This window comes from Pseudomonas arsenicoxydans, assembly GCF_006438915.1.
In the GTDB taxonomy this organism is placed as follows: Bacteria; Pseudomonadota; Gammaproteobacteria; order Pseudomonadales; family Pseudomonadaceae; genus Aquipseudomonas; species Aquipseudomonas arsenicoxydans_A.
In genome coordinates this window covers 315,901-340,649 of record NZ_RCZE01000004.1, presented here as the reverse complement: position 1 = coordinate 340,649, position 24,749 = coordinate 315,901, and the positions used below count along the sequence as shown (strand labels likewise).

Genomic DNA, 24,749 nt, shown 5'->3' with positions numbered 1-24,749 from the left:
GGAACAGCCGCTATGACAACCCCATCCCCGACCGTTTCCATGGCGGACAAAGTTGCCCTGATCGACAGCCTCTGCGCCAAGGCGCGGATTCTGCCGGTGATCACTATCGCTCGCGAACAGGACGTGCTGCCATTGGCCGACGCTCTGGCCGCCGGTGGCCTGACCGCCCTGGAAGTGACCTTGCGTTCGCAGTTCGGCCTCAAGGCCATCCAGATCCTGCGCGAACAGCGCCCGGAACTGATGACCGGTGCCGGTACCGTGCTTGATCGCCACATGCTCGCCGCTGCCGAAGCGGCCGGTTCGCAGTTCATCGTCACGCCGGGCATCACCCGTGATTTGCTCGAAGCCAGCGTCAACAGCCCGATCCCGCTGTTGCCAGGGATCAGCAACGCCTCCGGCATCATGGAAGGCTATGGCCTGGGCTATCGCCGATTCAAGCTGTTCCCGGCGGAAGTCAGCGGTGGCGTCGCCGCCATCAAGGCCCTCGGCGGTCCGTTCGGCGATGTGAAATTCTGCCCGACTGGCGGCGTCGGCCCGGCCAATATCAAGAGCTACATGGCGTTGAAAAACGTCATGTGCGTGGGCGGTAGCTGGATGCTTGATCCCGAGTGGATCAAGAACGGCGACTGGGCCCGCATTCAGGAATGCACCGCCGAGGCTTTGGCGCTGCTGGACTGATCAGCTTTACCTGACACTTCGTTGTGTGTTCTACGGCTTTACGGTGCGCTTGGTCGGTGCACCGTTTTTTTTGCCCGCAAAAAAAACCTGTGGGAGCGGGCTTGCTCGCGAAGGGGCCGTCACATCCAATGCAGATGTTGACTGTCAGACCGCTTTCGCGAGCAAGTCGAATCGTCGACCGCCGCTCCCACAAGGCATCGTGCGATACATAGTTACCGCATAACGACAGTCGGCCAATGCTAGCCTGCGTTCATCTTATGGAAGAGAGAACGTCATGGACGACAACACCTCAGTTACACCCACATCACCGGTTTGCCTGCTGTCTCCCGAACAGATCGCCGGCCCGTATTTTCGCAATCCGAAACTGATCAGGCGCAACATCAGCGAAGGCGCCGATGGCGTTCCCCTGGTGCTACGCCTGACGATTGTTGATGCCATGACCGGGCAGCCTGTCAGCGGCGCGCTGGTCGATATCTGGCATTGCAATGCGCGCGGGTCCTATTCGGGCTGGAGCAGGATTGATCCAGACAAGGAAGTCGACAACGGTGATATCGGCTCGGTCCCGCGCACCGACGACGACACTTACCTGCGTGGCGGGCAATTCACCGACAGGAAAGGCATCGTGCGGTTTGCCACGATCTATCCGGGGTTCTACGCCGGCCGCGCGTTGCACATTCATGTCGCCGTGCGCATCACCGCCGGCAACAATTACCTGGAAGAACGGCATGTCGCCTGGGTCGGTCAGCTTTACTTGCCGGAGGTGGCGTCGCGCTCGGTCCTCAACTCCCGTGAGTATGGCGGTCGAAAGGCCTTGGCGCTGAACAACGACGAGGACGTTTACTACAAGGACCACGACGGCGAAGCGTCGACCTTGACCGTGCACACCGTCAGTCGGGATTCGAATGAAGATGGCTACTTCGGCTCCACGACCATTGGTATCGACACCTTCGCGGTGTCATCGCACATCAAGCCCGAGGACTTCGACAAATACACCGTATGACTTCAACGCAGCTCGTTCAGCGCCCGGGCCAGCCGTTGCATGTGTGCGGCGGTGGTGGTCAGGCCCGGCGTGATGCGAATGCACGGGCCACTCGCGGCACCGCTGCGCATCACGGTAAACAGGTTGTAGTCGTTGAGCAGCCGCTCGACCATCGGTTGTTGATCGGCCTGTCGGGTGAAGCGCATCGACGTGATGCCGCAATACAGGCGAGGATCATCCGGCGTCATCACTTCGATTCCCGGGAGTTCGCGCACTTCGCGCACCCACAGATTACGCAAGTAGTTGAGCCGGGCACTCTTGGCGGCGGATCCGCCCATGGCCTGATGTTCCTCGAACACCAGCGGCAAGGTCAGCAGCGCCGGAATATTGGGCGTGCTGTATGGCGTGCGCGCACGAATATCGGTAATCGGGAAATGCATCTCGCCCATGTCCGGGTCGATATCGGCCAGGCGCTCGGGCGCGATGTAGATGAAGCCCAGGGTCAGCGGTGCACCGATCCACTTGTGCAGGTTGAAGCCGGCGAAGGAGACACCGAGTTCGTCGAGTTTGAAATCGATCTGCCCCAGTGCGTGGGCGCCATCGAGGATTACATCGACCCCGTGTTCCTTGGCAGCGGCGGCAATCGCTTGCACTGGCATCACCAGGCCGGTGCGGTGGGTAACGTGAGTCAGGGCCATCAGTTTGAGCTTGGGATAACGCGCAAACGCGTCGCGGTAGCTGGCCAGCAGACTGTCGAAACTGGCGGGGTGGGCGTGATTGATTTCGATCACCTCGACCCCGCGATTGCGCGCCAGCCAACGCATCGCGCCTTTGACGGTGTCGTATTCCAGATCGCTGAACAGCACTTGATCGCCCGATTGCAGGCAGTTGTAGTTGCGGATCAACGATTGCAAGCCGTCCGAAGCGTTGCGGGTCAGGGCGACGGTGTCGGCAGGCACGCCCACCAACTCAGCCAATTGCGCGCTGATCTTCTGGGTTTCGCCCTGTTCGAAGCGCTGGCGCACATACACCGAGTTGCTGCGATTGATGAGCTCGATGTTGCGCTGGTATTCCTCGACCACCGTTCGAGACATGCGCCCGAAGTAACCGTTTTCCAGGTTGATCGGGCCGGGCTCGACAGCGTAGCGGTCGGCAAAGGTCAGCCAGAAGGATTCATCACGGGCGCGGCGGGTGTTATCGGGCATGGGCTACTCGGGTCAGGATCAATGGCGGGGCGCAGGTTTGCCATGTTTGGCGCGTAGGGGTTCGAGCAGTTCCGACAAGCCGTTGTGGTCGATCTCCTGCATCAGGGCCAGCAAGCCACCCAGTTCGCCATGGGGAAATCCTTCCCGGGCGAACCAGTTCAGGTACTGGCCGGGCAAGTCGGCAATGATCCGGCCTTTGTATTTGCCAAAGGGCATTTCGCGGGTGATCAGCAGTTCGAGTTTTTCAGGGTTCATCAGTGGGTCGTCTTGATTCTATGCGTTTGAAAAATACAGGCATTCTGCATGCAGGCCAATTGACAGATCATGCAAAAAAAACGGATACAGATTTTGTTGTTTTATTTAACTCTTTGAAAAATAACGAATAAGTTATCGGTCAGAAGCTGGCATGCAGGGTGCAATAGTCATTACATCTTTCATCAACCCGCAAGGAATTGAAAAATGACCGACATGAATAAAGAAGCCATCTCTGTACTCAACGACCTGATTGAAACCAGCAAAGACGGTCAGGAAGGGTTCAAGACTTGCGCTGAAGACATCAAGCACCCAGAACTTAAAACGCTGTTCGTTCAACGTTCCGCCGATTGCGCCACTGCCGCTGCTGAACTGCAATCCGCCGTGCGCTCGATGGGCGGTGATCCAGAAACGTCCACCAGTGTCAGCGGCGACCTGCACCGTCGTTGGGTTGACGTGAAGTCGATGTTCACCGGCAAGGACGAAGAGGCCGTGTTGAATGAAGCCGAACGCGGTGAAGACCATGCGCTGAAGGCTTACCGCGAAGCCATGGAGAAAATCAACAAGCACAACCTGGTGGGTATTCGTGATCTGGTTGAACGTCAATACCACGGCGTGCAACGCAATCATGACCAGGTGAAAGCCCTGCGTAACCAGGCTCGCGCACGCTCGTAAGCGTTCGTTGCCTGTCAAAAAACGCCAGCCAGTCCGGCGTTTTTTGTGCCCGCTATTTGTGCCGTTACATTAATCCCTGTGGCGAGGGGGCTTGCCCCCGTTCGGCTGCGAAGCAGTCGTATAGTCTGCATCCGCGATAGTCAGGGAAAATTCAGCGCCTGATTGGGGGGGGCGCTTCGCACCCCAACGGGGGCAAGCCCCCTCGCCACAGTTAAGCCCTCTCACCACAGATGAGCGCAGTGTCAGCCGATGCTGATCGCCGGCAATGTCGGCAGCGTCACAGTCTGCTGCTTGCGTGGGGCCAGGATCTCGGCCTCGCCATCCACCACCAGCTCATCACGCTGGTTGAACACGCGCGTCGCAATACGCACACGAAACTTCGGCAGTTTCTCGAGGATCTCCAGACGCACGGTCAGCGTGTCGCCAATTTTCACCGGCTTCTGAAAACTCATCTGCTGGCCGATGTAGATAGTCCCCGGCCCAGGCAGCTCACAGGCAACGGCGGCGCTGATCAGCGCGCCACTGAACATGCCATGCGCGATACGTTCCTTGAACATGGTGCCTGCCGCGAATTCGGCGTCGAGGTGCACCGGGTTGTGGTCGCCGGACATTGCGGCGAACAACTGAATGTCGCGCTCTTCGACCGTCTTGCTGTAGCTGGCGGTCTGGCCGACTTCAAGGGCTTCGTAAGGGGTGTTGGTAACCTGGGTCATCTGTCTCGATTCCTGTGACGAATAAATAAATCCACAAAAAAACTATTCCGACCGGGGTGGCCGGCGGTGGCTGAGGGCCTGGGCAATCCACTGCAGCACGTCGTTGATCACTTCCTCGCGGTTGCTCTCATTGAACAGTTCATGCCGCGCCTGCGGGTAAATCGTCAGGTGCAGGTTCTGGCTGCCTGCCGCACGCAAGGCGTCAGCCAGATCTTTCAGACGTTTGCCTTCGCTCACCGGATCACATTCGCCGCCAATCACCAGCAGCGGCAGGCCCGGATCGATCTGAGCGAGATTGGACGCTTTGCTGATTTGCTGCAACCCGCCGAGCAAGTCGATCCACAACTGGTTAGTGCAACGAAAGCCGCAGAGCGGGTCGTTGGCGTACAAATCCACTTCGGTCGGGTCGCGGCTGAGCCAGTCGAACCGGGTGCGTGCGGGTTTGAATTGTTTGTTGAACGAACCGAAGGACAGCCATTCGATCAGCGCACTACGGCCCTTGGGGCCCTGACGCAATTTTTCGAAACGGGCGATCTGCCGTGCCGCGCGATAGAGCGCCACGGGCTGGAAGTTTGAACCGCTGAGCACCGCGCCATGCAGGCTGGCGCTGTGATGCAGCAAATAAGCCTGGGCGATGTAACTGCCCATGCTGTGACCAAGCAACACGATGGGCACGCCTGGGTGATGCTGGCCGATGTGCTGGTTGAGGCTGGCGAGGTCGCCGACGACTTTGCACCAGCCATCGTCATCGGCGAAATGACCCAGTGTGCCGTTTTCGGCAGTTTTGCCATGTCCACGCAGATCCGGTGCATAGACGCCGTAGCCTTGCTCGCAGAGTTTTTCCGCCAGCCGGGCGTAGCGAGCGCTGTGCTCGGCCATGCCATGGGCCAGCAGGATCACGGCTTTTAAAGGCGAGGCGGGCAGCCACTGGTTGACGAAGAGGCGGCTGTGGTCACTCGCGGTCAGCCAGAACGTGTCGTGGATCATGGCGATTCCTTTGCATGGGGCTGCATGTGGCATGGGCGTGGTTGCATTGTATAGCGCATCCCGCGCTTGCCGTCTGATCAGGCCACGCCACGGCAGGAAGATTCACGCGGTCAATGGCGGCGTTGGCTGTATTTGCCTGAATCGCCATAACTGCTAGTGTCCGTGAAGCCCCGCCTTTCGCTTCATGTTTTTAGAAGTGACAGAAAAGCGGCCCGGATAGGCTCAGGTAAAGAGGACAAGAACAATGCAACCTGATTTCTGGAATGACAAACGCCCGGCCGGCGTGCCCCTGGACATCGATCTTGGGGCCTATAAGTCGGTGATTGAGGTGTTCGAGCGTTCCTGCAAGAAATTTGCTGACCGCCCGGCCTTCAGCAACATGGGCGTGACCCTGACCTACGCCGAACTGGAACGCCAGAGCCTGGCCTTCGCCGCGTACCTGCAAGCCCATACCGACCTGGTGCCAGGGGATCGCATCGCGGTGCAGATGCCCAACGTCCTGCATTACCCGATTGCCGTGTTTGGTGCCTTGCGCGCCGGGCTGATCGTGGTCAACACCAACCCGTTGTACACCGCGCGGGAGATGCGTCATCAGTTCAAGGACTCCGGCGCCCGGGCGCTGGTGTACCTGAACATGTTCGGGCAGAAAGTCCAGGAAGTGCTGCCCGACACCGACATCCAGTACTTGATCGAAGCGAAGATGGGCGACCTGATGCCGGCCGCCAAGGGCTGGCTGGTCAATACCATGGTCAGCAAGGTCAAGAAAATGGTCCCGGCGTATTCGTTGCCGCAGGCCATTTCCTTCAAGAGCGCGCTGCACAGGGGACGTGGCCTGGGCATCAAGCCGCTGAAGGTCAGCCTCGACGACATCGCCGTGTTGCAATACACCGGCGGCACCACCGGACTGGCCAAGGGCGCGATGCTGACCCACGGCAACCTGGTGGCGAACATGCAACAGGCGCGGGCGTGCCTGGGGCAGTTCGGCGCTGACGGTCAGCCGCTGCTGCGCGAAGGGCAGGAGGTGATGATCGCGCCGCTGCCGCTGTACCACATCTATGCCTTCACTGCGAATTGCATGTGCATGATGGTGACCGGCAACCACAACGTGCTGATCACCAATCCGCGCGACATTGCCGGCTTCATCAAGGAGCTGAAGAACTGGCGGTTCTCGGCGTTGCTGGGGCTCAACACGCTGTTCGTCGCGTTGATGGACCATCCGGACTTCAAGACCCTGGATTTCTCCAGCCTCAAGCTGACCAACTCTGGGGGCACGGCGCTGGTCAAGGCCACTGCCGAGCGTTGGGAGCAGATGACCGGTTGCCGCATCACCGAAGGTTACGGCCTGACCGAAACGTCGCCGGTGGCGTGCACCAACCCGTACGGCGACCAATCGCGGATCGGCACGGTCGGCCTGCCGGTGCCGGGCACCACGCTTAAAGTGATCAACGATGACGGCGTCGAACAGCCATTGGGCGAGCGCGGTGAGCTGTGCATCAAGGGCCCGCAGATCATGAAGGGTTACTGGCAGAAGCCGGAAGCCACCGCCGAAGTGCTGGATGCCGAGGGCTGGTTCAAGTCCGGCGACATCGCGGTGATCGACCCGGACGGTTTTGTGCGCATCGTCGATCGCAAGAAAGACATGATCATCGTCTCGGGCTTCAACGTGTACCCGAACGAGATCGAAGACGTGGTGATGGCTCACCCGAGAGTCGCCAACTGCGCGGTCATCGGTGTGCCGGACGAGCGTTCCGGCGAGGCGGTGAAGCTGTTTGTGGTGGCGCGAGAAGCGGGGGTCAGCCTTGAAGAGTTGAAGGCGTACTGCAAGGAAAACTTCACCGCGTACAAAGTGCCCAAGCACATTGTGTTGCGTGAGTCGTTGCCGATGACGCCGGTCGGGAAGATTCTGCGACGGGAGTTGCGTGATATCGCCTGATCATTGAATGGCCGCGCTTCGCGCGGATCGCGGGCAAGCCTAGCTCCCACAGGTTTGGTGTTGTGCACAAAGCATGTGTGCGACGCAGAACCTGTAGGAGCATGGCTTGCCCGCGATGCTTTTAAGGGTCTGGAAAGCCCCTGTTTTCGGGGCTTTCAAGGCTTTATAGGTTTTTTGCTCTAAAATGACCGCCGGCAATTCTTGAGTCACAATTGTGACCGTAGAGGCCGCTTTTGGCTCTGGTCGACCCTTGGCAAAGCTGCTACTCTCGGCGCGCTTTGTGACTTCTCGGCCTAGTAAAAAGCCAGACTCACCGATAAAACACACACCAATAATAATCGCATCAAATGCGGTGCTGAATTCGCGTTGCTGAGGAGTGGGCTTCCATGATCGAAGACTTTTGGAAGGATAAGTACCCAGCTGGGATCGCTGCCGAGATCAATCCAGACGAGTACCCGAATATTCAGGCAGTGTTGAAGCAATCCTGCCAACGCTTCGCCAACAAGCCGGCATTCAGCAACCTGGGCAAGACACTCACCTACGGTGAACTGTACGAATTGTCCGGTGCCTTTGCCGCTTACCTGCAACAGCATACCGACTTGCAGCCGGGCGATCGAATCGCCGTGCAATTGCCCAACGTGTTGCAGTACCCGGTTGCCGTCTTCGGTGCCATCCGCGCCGGGCTGATCGTGGTCAACACCAACCCGCTGTACACCGCGCGGGAAATGGAACACCAATTCAACGACTCCGGTGCCAAAGCCCTGGTCTGCCTGGCCAACATGGCGCACCTGGCGGAAACCGTCGTACCGAAAACCGGCGTCAAGCACGTGATCGTCACGGAAGTGGCCGACCTGTTGCCGCCGCTCAAGCGTCTGTTGATCAACAGCGTCATCAAGTATGTGAAGAAGATGGTCCCGGCGTATCACCTGCCCAAGGCCATCAAGTTCAACGACGTGCTGAGCAAGGGCCATGGCCAGCCAGTGGCTGAAGCCAACCCGGCCAGCAGCGATGTTGCGGTGCTGCAATACACCGGCGGCACCACCGGCGTGGCGAAAGGGGCGATGCTGACCCACCGTAACCTCGTGGCGAACATGCTGCAATGCAAGGCGCTGATGGGGTCCAACCTTCATGAAGGTTGCGAGATCCTGATCACGCCGCTGCCGCTGTACCACATCTACGCGTTCACCTTTCATTGCATGGCAATGATGCTGATCGGCAACCACAACATCCTGATCAGCAACCCGCGCGACCTGCCGGCGATGGTCAAGGAACTGTCGAAGTGGAAGTTCAGCGGTTTTGTCGGTCTCAACACGTTGTTTGTGGCCCTGTGCAATAACGAAGGTTTCCGCAAGCTCGACTTCTCGGCGCTGAAAGTCACCCTGTCCGGTGGCATGGCCCTGCAACTGGCTGCCGCCGAACGCTGGAAAGCGGTCACCGGTTGCGCCATCTGCGAAGGTTACGGCATGACCGAAACCAGCCCGGTGGCCACCGTCAACCCGATCCAGAACATCCAGATCGGCACCATCGGCATCCCGGTCCCCTCGACCCGTTGCAAAGTCATTGACGATGCCGGCGTGGAGCAGCCTCTGGGCGAAATCGGCGAGCTGTGCGTCAAAGGCCCGCAGGTCATGAAGGGTTACTGGCAGCGCCAGGAAGCCACCGATGAAATCCTCGACAGCGAAGGCTGGTTGAAGACCGGTGACATCGCGCTGATCCAGCCGGACGGCTTCATGCGCATTGTCGATCGCAAGAAAGACATGATCCTGGTCTCCGGTTTCAACGTGTACCCGAACGAACTGGAAGACGTGCTCGCGACCCTGCCGGGCGTGCTGCAATGTGCGGCTATCGGCGTGCCGGACGAAAAGTCGGGCGAGGCGATCAAGATCTTCATCGTCGCCAAACCGGGCGTGACGCTGACCAAAGAGCAGGTGATGGCGCACATGCGTGCGAACGTCACCGGCTACAAGGTGCCGCGTGCCGTCGAGTTCCGCGATGCGTTGCCAACAACCAACGTCGGCAAGATTCTGCGCCGCGAACTGCGCGACGAAGAACTGAAGAAAATCGCCGCGAAAAAGGTCGGCGCGTAACAACAAAAAGCCCCGCGGATGCGGGGCTTTTTTTGCTCTTCTGACAGATCTTTATCGCCTGTCAGGCCGCCTTCGCGAGCAAGCCCGCTCCCACATTCGATCGCATTCTGTCAGGAAGAACTCGGTTAAATGTGGGAGCGGGCTTGCTCGCGAAGCTCTTAGCTCTTATAGGCGGAACGGCGCGAAATTGACGTTGGTACCCGCCGGGCGCATGTCCTGCAGATACGAATCTTTGTCGGCACTCAGCTCCAGGCTCAAGGCCGCTTTACGCTTGCCTTCATTGCGCACCACCAGGCCTTCAAGCTTCTCTCGCAGGAACACGGTCGGCACTTTGAGGTGCAGCAGCTCGTCGGTGTCCGGTGTGTGCATCAGCAAGTGAACCCATTCGTACTGACCAATGGCCAGGCGCGCGACCGGGATATCGAACCACCAGATGTTGCGGTTGCGGTTCAATTCGGTGAAATGGCAGTTGTTGACGCCAAGCACGGCACCGCCAAGTTCCTGGTTTCTGCGGGCAATGGCCTGCTTTTTATCGAGTTTCATAACATTCCTACGGGATTGGATCTTCAGCGCCATGGCCTGAATACGTTGCGCATTCTCGGGGGTTGGTCGGCAAACATAAAGCCCAACCTGCCAAGATCGACGAAATGTGCCGTACAAAATAAATGAAACTCCCTGCAAACGCTCCCGGTCAATCTTTGTGTAACGACTTTTCTCATTGATTTGTTCACAGGAGAAACACCATGAGCAGCACTGGCGATAAAGTAAAAGGCATGGCCAACGAAGCCGTCGGCAACGTCAAGCAAGGTGTCGGCAAGGCGACTGACAACACCAAACTGCAAGCTGAAGGCAAAGTGCAGGAAAAGAAAGGCGAAGCTCAGCAAGCCGTGGGCAAAGCCAAAGATGCCATCAAGAAAGGCGTCGACAAGGCTTGATTCGGCCTTTGACGATGATCAGGAACGGCCATCCACGGATGGCCGTTTTTGTGTCAGCCTGAACTTGAGCGCGGAAATTGTTTCAAAGTCGCCAAGTAGGCTACTTTGATGTAGCAAACGGCCCCCTGAGTCGCCACGACTTCAACCCCAATCTTGCGGCGAAAGGAGACGCTAATGATTTTCCCGGACATGAAAGGCCTGCCCCTGCACCGAGTGATGGTGCGCACGGTCACCGAGTTCATCGACGATGAAATGTCGACCTATGCCTCGGCGCTGGCCTATCAGATGTTGTTCTCGCTGTTCCCCTTCATTCTGTTCCTGATTGCCCTGATCGGTTTCCTGCACCTGCCGGACTTTTTCTCCTGGCTGCGCCTGCAATCGGAACTGGTCTTGCCGCCCCAGGCGCTGGAACAGGTCAACCCGGTGATTGACCAGCTCCAGCAATCCAAGGGTGGCTTGCTCTCGGTGGGTATCGTGATTGCGCTGTACACCGCCTCCGCCGGTGTGCGGCTGATGATGAGCGCAATGAACGCGGCCTACGATGTGGTCGAAGGCCGGCCGGCGTGGAAGCGTTTTCCGCTGTCGATCATCTACACCGTCGGCATCGCCGGGATGCTGCTGGTCGCCGCCGCGCTGATGGTGCTCGGCCCGCAGGTGATGGGCTGGATCGCCGCGCAAGTCGGTCTCGAAGACTTTATCGTGACGCTCTGGACGATCGTGCGCTGGCCGGTGGTGGTGATTCTGTTGATGGTCGCGGTGGCCGTGATTTATTACGTCATGCCCGACGTCAAACAGGAGTTTCGCTTTATCACGCCGGGGTCGGTGCTGGCGGTGGTGGTGTGGATCTGTGCTTCTGTGGGCTTCGGTCTGTACGTCAAGGAGTTCGCCAACTACAACGCCATGTATGGCAGTATCGGCGCGATCATCGTGTTGTTGCTGTACTTCTACATTTCTGCCGCGGTGCTTTTGCTCGGCGCGGAGATGAATGCGGTGATCGAGCACATGTCGAGCGAAGGCAAGGACCCCGGCGAGAAGGTCCCTGGCGAACACGGCCATGACTATGAAAAACACCACGTTTCGGGATTGGGGCGCGATCACTCGCTCGATCCCTCCACTGACGAAGTCATCAAATGATCCGTGAAATTCTGAAAATGGGCGATGAACGCCTGCTGCGCGTTGCCCCGCCGGTACCGGCCGAAATGTTCGACAGCCCCGAGTTGTGGCAATTGATCGACGACATGTTCCAGACCATGGAAAGCGTCGGCGGCGTGGGCCTGGCGGCGCCGCAGATCGGTGTCGACCTGCAACTGGTGATCTTCGGTTTCGAGCACAGTGAACGTTACCCGGACGCCGAGGCGGTGCCGCAAACCATCCTGATCAATCCGCTGATCACGCCGTTGAGTCCGACGCTAGAGGAGGGGTTTGAAGGTTGCCTGTCCGTGCCGGGCCTGCGCGGCGCCGTGGATCGCTACCAGCAGATTCGCTACGAAGGCGTCGACCCCAAGGGCCAGCCCATCGTGCGCATCGCCTCAGGCTTCCATGCTCGGGTGGTGCAGCATGAATGCGATCACCTGATCGGCCGTTTGTACCCGTCGCGCATTACCGACTTCAGCAAGTTCGGGTTTACTGAAGTCATGTTCCCGGACATTGATCCGAACGCTGACGACTGAACACACCGCAGGACCAATGTGGGAGCGGCGGTGCGACGATTCGACTTGCTCGCGAAGGCGGTGGATCAGCCAGCATCAATGTTGAATGTCAGACCGAATTCGCGAGCAAGCCCGCTCCCACAAGGGATCTCCACAGGTCTGTCGGGCTTTATCGGGTCGGCTCCAACCCCATCGCAATCATCGGCTTGCTGCGCGCATAGCGGCTCAACCGCTCCACCATGGCGTACGGCATCTGCGGATCGAAGGCAAAGCCGCGACGTTCATAAAAGCCACGCAAATCCGGATGGCAAAACAGCCACACCGGGAGGTCGAGGTCCTTGACTGCCGCCGCGATCAACTCGCCAGCAACCCCCTGTTCGCGACAGGCCGGGTCGACAAACAACCCCGTCAACCAATGCCCGCCCGCCACCGGTCGCAAGCACAGCGCCGCCACAATCTCATTACGTCTGGCCACCCATAACCGAGCGTCGCGCACGGCTTTCATCGGTGATTGGTGCGCGCGATAAAACTTATTCATCAGCGGCCATAACGGCTCGTCGAGCAGGGTGTACTGGGTGTCGGGCATGGGTCTGGACTGTCGGTGTGCAAAGCGGGCGATTATAAAAGAACGTGCGCGTAGCGATAGGTGTATACCTGATCTCACATCCCGTATGAGTGGAGTACGTATCATGGCCAAAGGCATGGATTCAAAGAAAGCAGCGAAGAAAAAGCCGGCGAAAACCGCCGATGAAAAGCGCGCGGACAAGAAGGCCAAGAAGGTGGATGTGTTCGGTCATTGATCCCGCGACAAGGGAGCCCGGCAATCGGGCTCCTGCTGCATGTCTAACGAAATAACCAAATAATCTGCAAGATTTCCCAAGGCCAATGCACAGAAGGGGACTGGTCTCCGATCTGAGCAACGCCATGCCCCATTACTTCGATAGCGCCCACCGAGAAGAAATCGACACCCTGCGTCAACGCCTGACGGCCCGCACCGAATGGCCCACTTGGCTGTTGATAATCGGCGTATATGGCGGCTGGTTCAGTATTGTTCTGGCGAGTGATTGGCTGGGTGTTTGGTGGAGCACAGTGTTGCTGATTCCACTGGTGGTGCTGTGGTTGTCGGTACAGCACGAATTGCTGCACGGCCACCCCACCCGCTGGACATCGCTGAACAAAATCCTCGGCTACGCGCCGTTCGCCGTTTGGTATCCCTACACCCTGTACCGCGACAGCCATCTGCTGCATCACCGGGACGAAGACCTGACCATTCCTGGTCGCGACCCGGAAAGCCGTTACTTGAGCGTCGAGCAGTGGCAGGGCAGTTCGCTGTTCGAACAGGGCCTGCACTGGCTGAACAAAACCGTGATCGGGCGTTTCATGATCGGCGCTCCGCTGGCCTTGCTGGCACTGGCGAAAGAACAACTGCAGCGGTTGGTCAACGGTGAGCGCCAGGCCTGGCTGATGTGGCTGACCCACGGCACACTGACCTTGCTGATGCTGGTGTTCATCGCCCGCTACAGCGTATTGCCGGTGTGGCATTACCTGCTGCTGATCAGCGTGCCGGCGCTGTCGATTGCGATGATTCGCTCCTACTATGAACATCGTCCGCACGCGCAATTCGAACAACGGACCGTGCTCAATGAAGCCGGATGGCCATGGCGCTGGCTGTTCCTGAATCTCAACTTTCACCTGGTGCATCACGACTTGCCGGGGCTGGCGTGGTACGACTTGCCGCGTGCTTATCACGCACGTCGCGAACAATGGATCGCGCGCAGTGGCGGGTTTCTCGTGCAGGGTTATGGTCAGTTGTGGCGCGAGCACGGAATCAAAGCCATCGACAGCCCACAGCATCCGTTTCACTGATTTTTTGGATCACCCCCAAATCCCCTGTGGGAGCGGGCTTGCTCGCGAAAGCGGAGTGTCAGTCAATATCAATGCTGGATTTGACGGCCCCTTCGCGAGCAAGCCCGCTCCCACATTTGACTGATATCGCCGGGAAGATTTCGATGACACAACACCTTGCCGAACTCCTGATGTACGTCGCCCCCGAGCCCATCCATCAGGCCAACGAACGCTGGCTGACGCGCATTCTCGAACGGTTTCCCAGCGATCGCCTCGATGCCAGTGACCTGTCACTGACAGACCTCTGGCGCTCCCCGCACCTGTTGCTGACCCAAACCTGCGGCTACCCGCTGATGACGGCATTGCGCGGTCAGGTCCGGGTGATCGGGCGGCCGCGCTATGAGCTGCCGGACAGCACCGCTGGCAGCCATTGCAGCCTGCTGCTGAGTCGCGCCGATGATCCGCGGCGGACCTTGGTCGACTTTCGCGACAGCCGTGGCGTGATCAATGGCGAAGACTCCAACAGCGGCATGAATCTGCTGCGCCATCGATTGGCGCCGCTGCATCGCGACGGTCAGTTCTTTGCCAGTGTCGCCATCAGCGCCAGCCACCGCGAAAGCCTGCGCTGGCTGCGTGAAGATCACGCAGATCTGGCGGCCATCGACACCGTGACCTTTGCCTATCTGGCGCAACACGCCCGCGAAGAAGTCGCCGGCCTGCGCGTCGTTACCCGCAGCGCGTTCAGTCCGACCTTGCCGTACATCTCGGCCGCGGGGACGAGCGATGAACAGGCTGAGCACCTGCTGGAAGTGATGAATCAGACCTTGAACGAATTGCCCGACGTGGCCGAAATCCTCGGGCTGAAAGAAGTGCTGCCTGCCAGCGAAAGCGATTATCAGATCGTCCTCGACTATGAGCGAGAGGCGGAAAATCTCGGCTACGGTCGTTTGCGCTGAAATTGCCAGATAGAATATAAAAATGCTTTTTAAGTATTATTAAAGAATAAGGCTCCTTGTTAGGATCGCGCCACCGGATCACCGGACATTCAGCGACCCCTAACCCTTGGAGCCTCTATGTCCGGCACCGACGACTCCCATCGAAACCACGTGGGCGGATTGTTCCGCGCTCATTACCCCTGGCTGTGCGCACGCTTGCGCCAGTATTTGGGAGCCGGCGCGAGTGTCGAAGACATTGCCGCCGACACCTTCATGCAATTGCTCGAATCCCCCAGCCTGACGCCTATTCGTGAGCCGCGCGCGTTGCTCACCACCATTGCCCGACGACGGGTTTATGAGCTCTGGCGCCGCCGCGATCTGGAGCGTCAGCACCTCGAACAGCTGCCGCATACAGACCTGACTGGCGGCCCATCGCCTGAAGATTTGCTGCAGCTATCGCAAACCCTGAACAGCCTGGACCGCACCCTTGAGCGCTTGCCGGGAAAGGTCAGGGCGACCTTTCTGTTGTCGCGCGTCGACGGCCTCACTTATCCACAAATCGCCGCCGAACTGGGCATTTCCCAGCGTTCGGTCAGCGTTTACATGACCCGCTCCCAGGCACTGTGCGCCCAGCACAGCGCCAACCAACCCTTGAACCAGAGGTCCGCATGAGATCAATCAAAACCCTGCTCGGCAGTTCGCTGCTGGCGCTGAGCCTGATGGCCAGCCAGGTTCCGGCAGCGGAAAAAGCTGCGGCCATCCACTTCGGCGACATCACTTGGGAGAGCGGTAGCTTGATCACCGAAATCCTGCGATTGATCGTCGAAAAAGGGTACGGCTACCCCACCGATACGTTGCCGGGCAGCACCGTCAGCCTTGAAGCAGCGTTGGCCAAAAATGACATTCAAGTGATTGGCGAAGAGTGGGCGGGGCGCAGTCCGGCGTGGGTCAAGGCGTCTGTCGAGGGCAAGGTGTTTGGTTTGGGCGACACGGTCAAAGGCGCTACCGAAGGCTGGTGGGTGCCGGAATACGTGATCAAGGGCGACCCGGAACGTGGCATCAAGCCGCTGGCGCCAGAGTTGAAATCCGTGGCTGACCTGGCCAAGTACAAGGACGTGTTCCGCGACCCGGAAGACCCAAGCCGTGGCCGCTTCCTCAACAGCCCCACCGGTTGGACCTCGGAGATCGTCAATAGCCAGAAACTCAAGGCGTATGACCTGACCGCCAGCTACGTCAACTTCCGTACCGGCTCTGGCGCGGCGCTGGATGCCGAAGTCGCTTCATCGATCCGTCGTGGCAAACCGGTGCTGTTCTACTACTGGTCGCCGACGCCGCTGCTGGGTCGTTTCAAACTGGTGAAACTGGACGAGCCACCGTTCGACGCCGACGCCTGGAAAACCCTGGCCGATGCCAGCAACCCCAATCCCAAAGGCACGCGCTCGATGCCGGCCAGGCTGGCCATTGGCGTGTCGGCGCCGTTCAAGGCGCAGTACCCGGACCTTGTGTCGTTCTTCGAAAAAGTCGATTTGCCGATCGATCTGCTGAACCAGACGCTGGGGCAGATGAGCGAAAAACGCCTGCCACCGCGCGAGGTGGCCCAGGCGTTTTTGCGGGAGCAGCCGCAAGTGTGGAAGGCTTGGGTGCCGGGGGAGGTGGCCACGAAGGTGAGTGCAAGTTTGTAATGGTGTAGTGCCTGGTTAAAAGCCATCGCGAGCAAGCTCGCTCGCGATGATCTCCCGCCTTACACCCCTCCATCCCCGCTGAACCGATTTTGTCCTCAATACTGGCCGACTAGTGGCCTTGCGTCCTTAAAGCCGCTGACTATGCTCACTCGTAACGGAATGTGTCGGCCAACCTGAAAAGCTGCCATAAACGCCGTTAGAGTGCGTAACCCAAGGCACCAACACTTAAAGATCAGGAGCCCAGCGGGTAAATGGAATTACTTTTTGAATACATCAGGTTTCGCCCGAGACCGGGCATCAAGAGAAGGATGTCTTGATAAGAGCGTCGCCTTAAGGACCCTCCGATTGAACATCATTTATCACCTGACAACTCATCCCGTGGAGGATTGCGTGTGCCCGTTCCGTGGAACGAAGTTGTGGATACGTTGAAAGACCGAAGTACGTTCATCAACCATAAATCCGCACTGAAGGTGATAAGAACATGTTCAACCTACATCACAAATCTGACCTTTTGGAAATCGAGCGATACAGCTGTGCATTGGGCGAGGCCAACGCAAAGTTGGCGGCGATCAGTCGTTCGATGGCAATGATCGAGTTCACCCCTGAGGGCATTGTGCTTGATGCCAACGAGAACTTTTGCGCCGTCATGGGTTACAGCGCCGACGAAGTTCGCGGCAAACATCACCGGGTCTTTTGTGAGGAAGCGTTTTATCGCGGCGAAGAGTACGCAAAATTGTGGCGTGACCTGGCCCGTGGCGAGCCGGTCAGCGGAACGTTTCTGCGGTTGAACAAGAGTGGTAAAGAGATATGGCTCGAGGCCAGTTACATGCCGGTGTACGGTGCTGATCGCCAAGTTAAAAGCGTGATCAAAGTCGCCTCGGACATCACCGTACGTGTTAACAAAGAGCACGAAAACGATGCCTTGCTCGCCGCGATCGGGCGTTCGATGGCGGTCATCGAGTTTACCCCTGACGGCAAAGTTATCAGCGCCAACGACAACTTCCTCAAGACCATGCACTACTCGCTCAACGAAGTAGTCGGCCAACACCACAGCATGTTTTGCCACCGCGCCGAAGCTGATTCGCAGAGCTATAAAGCGTTCTGGGCCTCACTGAATCGTGGCGAATATCACTCACACCGTTTCGAGCGCAAAGATAAATACGGGCACACCGTGTTCCTGGAAGCGTCCTATAACCCGCTGTTCGACGCCAAGGGTCGTCTGTACAAAGTGGTCAAGTTTGCCAGTGACATTACTAACCAGGTTTCCACTTTGCAAACCGCTGCCGAATCAGCCCACAGCACTTCTGTACAGAACGACGCCTGCGCGCAGAAAGGTTCGCAGGTGGTGCAGCAAACCGTGCAGATCATTCAGGACATTTCCCGCGACTTGAATGAAGCTGCGCTCAGCATTGATGCAGTCAACAAACAGTCCGACATCATTGGCACCATTGTTCAAACCATTCGCGGCATTGCCGACCAGACCAACTTGCTGGCGCTCAACGCGGCCATTGAAGCCGCTCGGGCCGGGGAGCACGGGCGCGGGTTTGCGGTGGTCGCCGATGAAGTGCGCAGCTTGGCGGCACGCACCAGCCAAGCGACCCTGGAGATTGTCGAAGTGGTGCGCAAGAACCACGATTTGTCGTTGAGCGCGGTATCGAGCATGCAATCGAGTTTGAGTCGAACCGGACTTGGCGTGGAACTGGCCAATGAGGCGGGGGAGGTGATCCTGGAGATTCAACAGGGCTCGCGGCACGTCGTTGATGCGATCAGTCAGTTCAACTCGACCTTGCAATTGAACTGACCACGGTAAAAATAAAAAAGGGTCCCGGTAGAGGGTAATGCTGTTCACTTAAGACAACCTTCAGTCGAGCAAGAACCCTGTGGCGAGGGGGCTTGCCCCCGTTCGGCTGCGAAGCAGTCGCAAAACCGGACAACTCGGTTTGTCTGAACGGACGCTGAGGGCCGCTTCGCAGCCCAACGGGGCGATGCGGCGTTCCGACAAGCCCCCTCGCCACAAATGCGGGGTTCGCGCTTAAGTGAACAGCATTATCCGGTAGAAGGACCCTTGTTTATGCTCGCGGGTTAAAGCGATGCGAGAAACTTGTCGACCACTTGAGTGCCGCTCTTTTCACTACTGCTGGTTTCTTTCTCGGCCTGCGCCAGTTTCATCTTGTCCTGCATGCGATCGGCAATCTCTTGCGCGACGGCCTGTTGTTTCTCCGGCGGCATGGCTTTCAAGTCTTCTTCGGTAATGCCCATGTCTTTCAGAATACTGTCGCGCAGCCGCTGTTCCGGCGTTTTGCTCATGTAATCCTTGAAGTCGGTCATTGCCGCGCTGTCGGTGGATTTGGCTTGAATATCGGCCGGCACTTTCGACGGATCGGCTGCTTGCAGCGCCACGCGGGTCTTGGCGAAGGCTTCATCGATGTTGTCGCTGATCTTGCTCGCTTCGTTCACTTGCTGCGTGGTTTGTTGGGTCGCGGACGCCTGGACCTGCGCCTGAACATTGGTTTGCAGGGCTTGCAGCATCGCGCCTTGCATGCCGCTTTGCAGCCCGGCGGCAGCTTCAGCGCTCGGGTCTTCGCCGGGACGCTTGGGCAGAGGGATCATTTGTGTTTGTTTGGCACTGACCAACATGATGAATAGCCCTGTAGGTAATGGCTGACCGGAGGGCAGGAGCAATAAGCGTGCCGTCGCTTAAGGCCCCTGTTTACGGGGCTCGAGGAGTGAATAGCGGTCAGGAGTTGCCGTCAGGCGGCAGAGTTCGACCGCCGCTCAGCTATGGCAGGCCATTACAGCCGTGTTTCAGAAAACCCTGGCGTTGGGCCAGGCGTTGGAAGTATTCGTCGATGGCGGGGAAGTCCGGGCGCTCCATCGGGGTCATCAGCCAGCGGTTGACCGACAGCCCGACGACAATATCAGCCAGGGTAAAACGCGGCCCGGCGACATAGGCTTTTGTGGTCGCGAGTTGATGTTCGAGGATGGCCATTTTCTGGTTCCAGCCGCGCACGCCTACCGCAATCCGGTGCGGGTCCTGAAACTCCGGGTCCTTGCGCACCAACGCAGTAAACGCGTAGCTCCAGGAAGGATTGAGCTCGGTGGCTTGCCAATCCATCCACTGTTCCACCCGCGCGCGCGCCGCCGGGTCATGTGGCAGCAGATCGGTATTTTGGTGTTTGCCGGCCAGGTAACGGCAAATGGTATTCGACTCCCACAACACGCCGGCCTCGTCGATGATCACCGGCACCTGGGCATTCGGGTTCAGGCGCAGAAACTCTGGCGTGTGGGTCGATGCGTAGCCGCTGCCCCAGTCCTCACGCTCGTAGGTAACGCCCAGTTCCTCACAGGTCCACAGGGCTTTTCTGACGTTGATGGAGGACGCTTTACCGAGAATCTTCAGTGCATGTTCCATTGAGCTACTCCGTTATCAAACCGGATCCGGCAGCGCCGACGTTGGCAATCCAAACGTGCGATCAAACAACCAGTTGAACGCGAAGGTGTAGCACGGGATGAAGATGATCAGTGCCAAGTCCAGCAGGAAGGCTTGCACCAGACTGATGTTCATCCACCAGGCAATCAACGGGATGAGAAACACTATCAAGGTTAGTTGAAAACCCACGGCATGGGCGATGCGCCGTTTAACGGTGCGGGTGCGTGATAACTGGCGACTTTCCCAGCGCTCGAACAGCGAGGTGTAGATGAAATTCCAGGTCACGGCAATGGTGGTGATGATCACTGCCAAGGGGCCGGTACTGCCTGGGGAAGTGCCGGACAAAAGCGCCAGGCCGAGTGCCGAAAACGTCATGCCGATGACTTCATACAACGACACGTAGACCAGTTTGCGTTTGACGCCTTGCATGGGAATTTGCCTCTTTCTTACGAATTTGAAACCAGCAGCACTGGCGGAGGCGGCGAAAGATAGCTTCAATAGGAGTGATAGAAAAAGTCAGTAGCTTTCAGTTTTATTGATAGGACGATGGATGAATTTCAACAGTGACAGCATCGAGTTGTTTCTTGCGGTGATCGAACGCGGCTCATTTTCAGCCGCTGCCCGGGCGCTGGGCAAAGTACCGTCGGCAGTGAGCATGGGCATCGCCAACCTGGAGGCTGAACTGGGTTATCCGCTGTTTGATCGCAGCCATCGCGAACCGGTGCCAACCGCCATGGCCAGTGCGCTGGTGCCGCACGTACGACTGATCGCCGAGCAACTCAAGCAGCTGCAAGTGCACGCAATCGAGTTATCGCTGGGGCTGGAAAGCAAGTTGTCGATAGGTGTCGTGGCGGACATCGACAAGGGGCGCTTGATGACCGCGATCAAGGTGATTGCCGAGCGTCATCCACTACTGGATATCGAAGTGCTCAGTGCGCCGCAGGATGATGTGTTGGCCATGTTGCACAGCGGCCGGATCAGCGTGTGCCTGGCCTTCGCCGGGCTCAACATGAATGTGCTGGAGCGGTTTCAGTTTGTCGGCACGGAGCGGATGATCGCTACGCTCGCGGCGGACAACCCGATGTTTCAAGGGCGGGATTTGTTTCTCGAGGATCTGGTCAACGTCCGGCAAATCATCGTCGCCAGCCGCGACTTGCCGATTAGCGAAACCCGGCCCTTGGTCGGCGAGTCTTACTGGCGCACCGACACCTTGGCGATGGCGCTGGAGATGGTCGAAGCGGGGTTGGGCTGGGGCAACTTTCCGGTGTCTGTGGTCCAGCCGCTGCTCGACGCCGGAAGGCTCAAGCGTCTGAACTTTCGCAACATCGAGAATGGTCTGGAGCTGCCGGTGCATGCCGTGTGGCTCAAGAGCCAGCCGTTGCAGAAGGGCGCGATGGCGTTTGTCGAACTGATGGGGCGCTGAACCAACACCGATCCCTTGTAGGAGTGAGCCTGCTCGCGATAGCGGTCTGACTGTCAAATCTCTGTTGACTGACACTCCGCCATCGCGAGCAGGCTCACTCCTACAAGGGGGTTACGTGCTTTCCCGGATTTTCAGTTCAAACCCCATGTCCTGCACCGGTTTAGCCACTGAATTCCCCGCCAGCAATGTCAACATCAACTCCGCCGAGCGCCGCCCAATCGCCTCGCGCGGTGTATTGATGCTGCTCAGACGCGGCACCATGTGCGCCGAGGCGGGCAGGTCGTTGAAGCCGAGGATGGCGACTTGTTGCGGGACCTTGATGCCATGGCGCATGGCTTCGAGCAGTGCGCCCTGGGCCAGGTCGTCGTTGCCGAAGAAGATCGCATCGACATCGGGATGACTGGCCAGCAGTTGCAGAAACAGTTCACCGCCCAAGCCCACGGATGACGCACGCGGGGTCAGCACTTCCAGATCCGGGTCATACAAACCGGCCTTTTGCAGCGCTTTGCGAAACCCTTCGCCGCGCAGCAAGGTGCGCTGGTCCAGCTGCGCGCCGATGTAGGCCAGGCGCTTGCGCCCACGGGACAGCAAATGTTCAGCCGCTGTTTCGCCTGCGGCCAATTGTGAGAAGCCCACGCAATTCACGCCCGCCGCGCTGTCCAGTTCCATCATGTACACGCAGGGAATGTTGCTGGCTTCAATCATCCGCCGCGAACTTTCAGTGCGGTCGAAACCGGTCAGCAGCAAGCCGCGAGGCTGATAGGCCATGTAGTTGCGCAGCAGGTTTTCTTCTTCATCGCGCGAGTAGTGGAAGTTGCCGATCAGCACTTCGAAGCCCTTGGGGCGAAGCACCTGATGAATGGCCTCCAGCGTGTCGATGAACAACAAGTTGGACAGTGACGGCACCAAAACCACCACCGAATGGCTCTGCGCCGAGGCCAGGGCGCGGGCGGCGGGATTGACCACGTAGTTGAGTTCAAGCGCGGCTTTCTGGACTTTTTCCACCAGTTCGGTGGCCACGGTGCTAACGCCACGCAACGCACGGGAGGCGGTAATCGGACTGACCCCGGCCAGTCGAGCCACTTCATTGAGGGTAGGGCGGCCAGTGGTGCGGGTATTTTTATCGTTTTTAGGGGAGGTCATCGGGCGGCTTGCCAAACAAAATTCAAGGCACTAAGGTAGCGCTGTCCCGAAGCAGCTGCAAATGCGTAAGCGAGTTTTGCCTGAACCTCGCTTTTTGGCGCTGGGACAACAATGCTGCAACCCACAAAAATGACAAGAAGGCGTCGGCAACTTCTACTTTTGATCGAGTGTCATAGCTTTCAAAGGTAGCGCTGTCTGCGCGCTGAGGTGTTACATGAATCATCCCATCACCGCCCTGGTCATCATGGGCGTTGCCGGTTGCGGCAAGACATGCGTCAGCGAGGCCTTGTGCCAGCTCAGCGGCGCCACTGCCATTGAAGGCGATACTTTCCACCCTGCCGCCAATATCGAAAAGATGAGCGCGGGTATCCCCCTGAACGACCAGGACCGTGCCGGCTGGCTCGACAGCCTGTGCGATGAACTGCGCCGCGTCGATGCCAAGGGCGAACGCCCGGTGCTGACTTGCTCGGCCCTCAAACACAGTTACCGCGAAGTGCTGCGCAGCGCCTTGCCGGGCCTGGGCTTCGTGTTCCTTGAGTTGACCCCTGAAGTCGCCGCCGAGCGTGTGTCGCATCGGCCGGGCCACTTCATGCCATCGACCCTGATTGACAGCCAGTTCGCCACTCTCGAATCCCCCGTGGGCGAGCCTTTGACCCTGGCGCTGGATGCATCGACCCACAGCGTCGAGCAACTGGCGTCGCAGGCGCACGTCTGGTGGCAGGCACACGGCCTGAAACAGGCCGTATGAGTGTTGCCAAAAAAGATAGCGCTGTCCTGATGGCTCGCGAATTACCCGCTTTAATAACAACAACAACCAGGAGACACCCCTAATGTTTGGCATGTCCCACGAGACGTTCCTGCTGCTCGATGCAGTGGTCACGGTGATCGGGCTTATATTCCTGATTACCAAGTTCAAATTCCACCCGTTCATTGCCCTGATCATTGCCGCAGCCTTTCTCGGGCTGACCTCCGGCATGCCGATCGGCACCGTTATCAAAGCGTTCCAGGATGGCTTCGGTGGGGTGCTCGGTTTTGTCGGGATCATCCTCGCGCTGGGCACCATGCTCGGCAAAATGATGGCCGAGTCGGGCGGGGCGGATCAGATTGCCCAGACGCTGATTCGCGCGTTCGGCAAAGACAAAGTGCAGTGGGCGATGATGTTCGCGGCCTTCCTGGTCGGCATTCCGCTGTTCTTCGAAATCGGTTTCGTGCTGCTGATTCCGCTGGTGTTCATCGTGGCGCGCCGCACCGGCGTGTCGATCATCAAGATCGGTATCCCGCTGCTGGCCGGTCTGTCCGCCGTGCACGGTCTGGTTCCGCCGCACCCGGGTCCGTTGCTGGCCATCGGCGTGTTCGGTGCCGACATCGGTAAAACCATTCTGTACGGTCTGATTGTGGCGCTGCCAACGGCCATCATTGCCGGCCCGATCTTCGGTACGTTCATTGCCAAGTACATCCCCGGCCATCCTAACCAGGAACTGGTGGATCAACTGGCGCGCGAGCCGGAATCGGCCGACCTGCCAAGCTTCAGCATCACGCTGATCACTGTGCTGCTGCCAGTGTTCCTGATGTTGCTCAAGACCTTTGCCGACGTGGTGCTGCCGGATGGCAATTTCGCCCGCTCCTTCATGGACCTGATCGGTCACCCGATCTCGGCGTTGCTGTTGGCGCTGCTGTTGTCGCTGTACACCTTCGGTCACCGTCAGGGCATCGACTCGAAACGCATTCTGAAATGGCTCGATTCGAGCCTCGCGCCGACTGCCGCGATCATTCTGATCATCGGTGCCGGTGGTGGCTTCAAGCAGATGCTGGTGACCAGCGGCGTGGGTGACGTGATCGGCCACATGGCGGTGAACGCACAGATCTCACCGATCCTCCTGGCGTGGCTGGTGGCGGCGGTGATTCGTATCGCAACCGGTTCAGCCACTGTGGCAACCATTACTGGCGCGGGCATTGTGGTGCCGGTGGTGGGGATGATTCCGGGTGTGAACCGTGAGCTGCTGGTGTTGGCTACCGGTGCCGGTTCGTTGGTCCTGTCTCACGTCAACGACGCGGGTTTCTGGCTGGTGAAGCAGTACTTCAACATGACCGTGGCAGAAACCTTCAAGACCTGGACCGCGATGGAAACCATCCTGTCCGTGGTTGCGCTGGGCTTTATCCTGCTGCTGTCGATGTTCGTTTAAGCAAAACACAGGTGG

The 24,749-nt window shown here is 58.5% G+C and carries 26 protein-coding genes and 1 pseudogene; 17 read left to right on the top strand and 10 right to left on the bottom strand.

Annotation, left to right across the window (positions count from 1 at the left end; translation table 11 throughout):
* The first annotated feature begins 12 nt into the window (after positions 1-12).
* Positions 13-678 carry a bifunctional 4-hydroxy-2-oxoglutarate aldolase/2-dehydro-3-deoxy-phosphogluconate aldolase gene (locus EAH78_RS10680; protein WP_140667510.1) on the top strand — a complete coding sequence of 222 codons (666 nt, stop codon included), beginning with the start codon at positions 13-15 and terminating at the stop codon, positions 676-678.
* A 274-nt stretch (positions 679-952) separates the two neighbouring features.
* Positions 953-1,678, top strand: a complete 726-nt coding sequence (locus EAH78_RS10670) for an intradiol ring-cleavage dioxygenase (RefSeq protein WP_140667508.1) — start codon at positions 953-955, stop codon at positions 1,676-1,678.
* Positions 1,679-1,680: 2 nt separating this feature from the next.
* Here the strand turns inward: EAH78_RS10670 and EAH78_RS10665 are convergent, their stop codons facing one another.
* Complete coding sequence (locus tag EAH78_RS10665; RefSeq protein WP_140667507.1) at positions 1,681-2,862, bottom strand: aminotransferase class V-fold PLP-dependent enzyme; 1,182 nt, start codon at positions 2,860-2,862, stop codon at positions 1,681-1,683.
* 18 nt (positions 2,863-2,880) lie between these two features.
* Complete coding sequence (locus EAH78_RS10660; RefSeq protein ID WP_007949456.1) at positions 2,881-3,117, bottom strand: DUF3820 family protein; 237 nt, start codon at positions 3,115-3,117, stop codon at positions 2,881-2,883.
* A gap of 204 nt (positions 3,118-3,321) precedes the next feature.
* Here EAH78_RS10660 and EAH78_RS10655 point away from each other — a divergent pair, with 204 nt between their 5' ends.
* Positions 3,322-3,789, top strand: coding sequence for a ferritin-like domain-containing protein (locus EAH78_RS10655; RefSeq protein ID WP_027923861.1), 468 nt, complete (start codon positions 3,322-3,324; stop codon positions 3,787-3,789).
* Between the two features lie 242 nt (positions 3,790-4,031).
* On the opposite strand, the gene EAH78_RS10650 is transcribed toward EAH78_RS10655, so the two are convergent.
* Together EAH78_RS10650 and EAH78_RS10645 are read right to left on the bottom strand one after the other, a co-directional pair.
* Positions 4,032-4,502: a MaoC family dehydratase gene (locus tag EAH78_RS10650; protein ID WP_008151121.1), complete on the bottom strand. Its 471-nt coding sequence runs from the start codon at positions 4,500-4,502 to the stop codon at positions 4,032-4,034.
* A 42-nt stretch (positions 4,503-4,544) separates the two neighbouring features.
* On the bottom strand, positions 4,545-5,489 hold the full coding sequence (locus EAH78_RS10645) for an alpha/beta hydrolase (protein WP_140667506.1): 945 nt from the start codon (positions 5,487-5,489) through the stop codon (positions 4,545-4,547).
* A gap of 244 nt (positions 5,490-5,733) precedes the next feature.
* On the opposite strand from EAH78_RS10645, the gene fadD2 reads away from it, so the two are divergent.
* Both fadD2 and fadD1 read left to right on the top strand, forming a co-directional pair.
* Positions 5,734-7,422: a long-chain-fatty-acid--CoA ligase FadD2 gene (fadD2, locus tag EAH78_RS10640; protein ID WP_140667505.1), complete on the top strand. Its 1,689-nt coding sequence runs from the start codon at positions 5,734-5,736 to the stop codon at positions 7,420-7,422.
* Between the two features lie 386 nt (positions 7,423-7,808).
* Positions 7,809-9,509, top strand: a complete 1,701-nt coding sequence (gene fadD1 / locus EAH78_RS10635; RefSeq protein WP_140667504.1) for a long-chain-fatty-acid--CoA ligase FadD1 — start codon at positions 7,809-7,811, stop codon at positions 9,507-9,509.
* A gap of 165 nt (positions 9,510-9,674) precedes the next feature.
* On the opposite strand, the gene EAH78_RS10630 is transcribed toward fadD1, so the two are convergent.
* The gene (locus tag EAH78_RS10630) at positions 9,675-10,052 is read right to left on the bottom strand and encodes a hypothetical protein (RefSeq protein WP_109634211.1); all 378 of its coding nucleotides are present in this window, start codon (positions 10,050-10,052) and stop codon (positions 9,675-9,677) included.
* 200 nt (positions 10,053-10,252) lie between these two features.
* Here EAH78_RS10630 and EAH78_RS10625 point away from each other — a divergent pair, with 200 nt between their 5' ends.
* The 3 genes from EAH78_RS10625 (at position 10,253) to def (ending at position 12,114) form a co-directional block, all read left to right on the top strand.
* Positions 10,253-10,444: a CsbD family protein gene (locus EAH78_RS10625; protein WP_003227408.1), complete on the top strand. Its 192-nt coding sequence runs from the start codon at positions 10,253-10,255 to the stop codon at positions 10,442-10,444.
* A 174-nt stretch (positions 10,445-10,618) separates the two neighbouring features.
* Positions 10,619-11,578 (top strand): YihY/virulence factor BrkB family protein, encoded by a 960-nt coding sequence (locus tag EAH78_RS10620; protein ID WP_140667503.1) that lies wholly within the window; start codon positions 10,619-10,621, stop codon positions 11,576-11,578.
* Positions 11,575-12,114: a peptide deformylase gene (def, locus tag EAH78_RS10615; RefSeq protein WP_140667502.1), complete on the top strand. Its 540-nt coding sequence runs from the start codon at positions 11,575-11,577 to the stop codon at positions 12,112-12,114. The genes EAH78_RS10620 and def overlap by 4 nt, the downstream gene beginning before the upstream one ends.
* Positions 12,115-12,262: 148 nt before the next feature.
* Here def and EAH78_RS10605 read toward each other — a convergent pair whose 3' ends face one another.
* Positions 12,263-12,679 (bottom strand): GNAT family N-acetyltransferase, encoded by a 417-nt coding sequence (locus EAH78_RS10605; protein WP_140667501.1) that lies wholly within the window; start codon positions 12,677-12,679, stop codon positions 12,263-12,265.
* A gap of 338 nt (positions 12,680-13,017) precedes the next feature.
* Here EAH78_RS10605 and EAH78_RS10600 point away from each other — a divergent pair, with 338 nt between their 5' ends.
* The 6 genes and pseudogenes from EAH78_RS10600 to EAH78_RS33250 all read left to right on the top strand — a co-directional run bounded on the left by EAH78_RS10600 (position 13,018) and on the right by EAH78_RS33250 (position 18,356).
* On the top strand, positions 13,018-13,959 hold the full coding sequence (locus EAH78_RS10600) for a fatty acid desaturase (RefSeq protein ID WP_140667500.1): 942 nt from the start codon (positions 13,018-13,020) through the stop codon (positions 13,957-13,959).
* A 143-nt stretch (positions 13,960-14,102) separates the two neighbouring features.
* Positions 14,103-14,894: a phosphate/phosphite/phosphonate ABC transporter substrate-binding protein gene (locus EAH78_RS10595; RefSeq protein WP_140667499.1), complete on the top strand. Its 792-nt coding sequence runs from the start codon at positions 14,103-14,105 to the stop codon at positions 14,892-14,894.
* A 117-nt stretch (positions 14,895-15,011) separates the two neighbouring features.
* The gene (locus tag EAH78_RS10590; protein WP_140667498.1) at positions 15,012-15,545 is read left to right on the top strand and encodes a sigma-70 family RNA polymerase sigma factor; all 534 of its coding nucleotides are present in this window, start codon (positions 15,012-15,014) and stop codon (positions 15,543-15,545) included.
* Positions 15,542-16,555, top strand: a complete 1,014-nt coding sequence (locus EAH78_RS10585; RefSeq protein ID WP_140667497.1) for an ABC transporter substrate-binding protein — start codon at positions 15,542-15,544, stop codon at positions 16,553-16,555. The genes EAH78_RS10590 and EAH78_RS10585 overlap by 4 nt, the downstream gene beginning before the upstream one ends.
* A gap of 481 nt (positions 16,556-17,036) precedes the next feature.
* Positions 17,037-17,807: pseudogene (locus tag EAH78_RS33255) on the top strand (PAS domain-containing protein); the annotation flags it as partial.
* Positions 17,784-18,356 carry a methyl-accepting chemotaxis protein gene (locus tag EAH78_RS33250; protein ID WP_240051869.1) on the top strand — a complete coding sequence of 191 codons (573 nt, stop codon included), beginning with the start codon at positions 17,784-17,786 and terminating at the stop codon, positions 18,354-18,356. The pseudogene EAH78_RS33255 and the gene EAH78_RS33250, both read left to right, overlap by 24 nt.
* Before the next feature lie 281 nt (positions 18,357-18,637).
* Here EAH78_RS33250 and EAH78_RS10570 read toward each other — a convergent pair whose 3' ends face one another.
* From EAH78_RS10570 to EAH78_RS10560, 3 genes are all read right to left on the bottom strand, one after another.
* Positions 18,638-19,192, bottom strand: a complete 555-nt coding sequence (locus EAH78_RS10570; protein ID WP_140667494.1) for a hypothetical protein — start codon at positions 19,190-19,192, stop codon at positions 18,638-18,640.
* Positions 19,193-19,334: 142 nt separating this feature from the next.
* Positions 19,335-19,967 (bottom strand): glutathione S-transferase family protein, encoded by a 633-nt coding sequence (locus EAH78_RS10565; RefSeq protein ID WP_140667493.1) that lies wholly within the window; start codon positions 19,965-19,967, stop codon positions 19,335-19,337.
* A gap of 15 nt (positions 19,968-19,982) precedes the next feature.
* Positions 19,983-20,414, bottom strand: a complete 432-nt coding sequence (locus EAH78_RS10560) for a PACE efflux transporter (RefSeq protein WP_140667492.1) — start codon at positions 20,412-20,414, stop codon at positions 19,983-19,985.
* 121 nt (positions 20,415-20,535) lie between these two features.
* On the opposite strand from EAH78_RS10560, the gene EAH78_RS10555 reads away from it, so the two are divergent.
* Complete coding sequence (locus EAH78_RS10555; RefSeq protein WP_140667491.1) at positions 20,536-21,408, top strand: LysR family transcriptional regulator; 873 nt, start codon at positions 20,536-20,538, stop codon at positions 21,406-21,408.
* Between the two features lie 111 nt (positions 21,409-21,519).
* On the opposite strand, the gene EAH78_RS10550 is transcribed toward EAH78_RS10555, so the two are convergent.
* A complete protein-coding gene (locus tag EAH78_RS10550) occupies positions 21,520-22,551 on the bottom strand; it encodes a LacI family DNA-binding transcriptional regulator (RefSeq protein ID WP_140667490.1) in 1,032 nt (343 codons plus the stop codon).
* 214 nt (positions 22,552-22,765) lie between these two features.
* Here EAH78_RS10550 and EAH78_RS10545 point away from each other — a divergent pair, with 214 nt between their 5' ends.
* Both EAH78_RS10545 and EAH78_RS10540 read left to right on the top strand, forming a co-directional pair.
* A complete protein-coding gene (locus tag EAH78_RS10545; RefSeq protein WP_123432898.1) occupies positions 22,766-23,299 on the top strand; it encodes a gluconokinase in 534 nt (177 codons plus the stop codon).
* Positions 23,300-23,381: 82 nt separating this feature from the next.
* The gene (locus tag EAH78_RS10540; RefSeq protein ID WP_140667489.1) at positions 23,382-24,734 is read left to right on the top strand and encodes a GntP family permease; all 1,353 of its coding nucleotides are present in this window, start codon (positions 23,382-23,384) and stop codon (positions 24,732-24,734) included.
* The last annotated feature ends 15 nt before the right edge of the window (positions 24,735-24,749 follow it).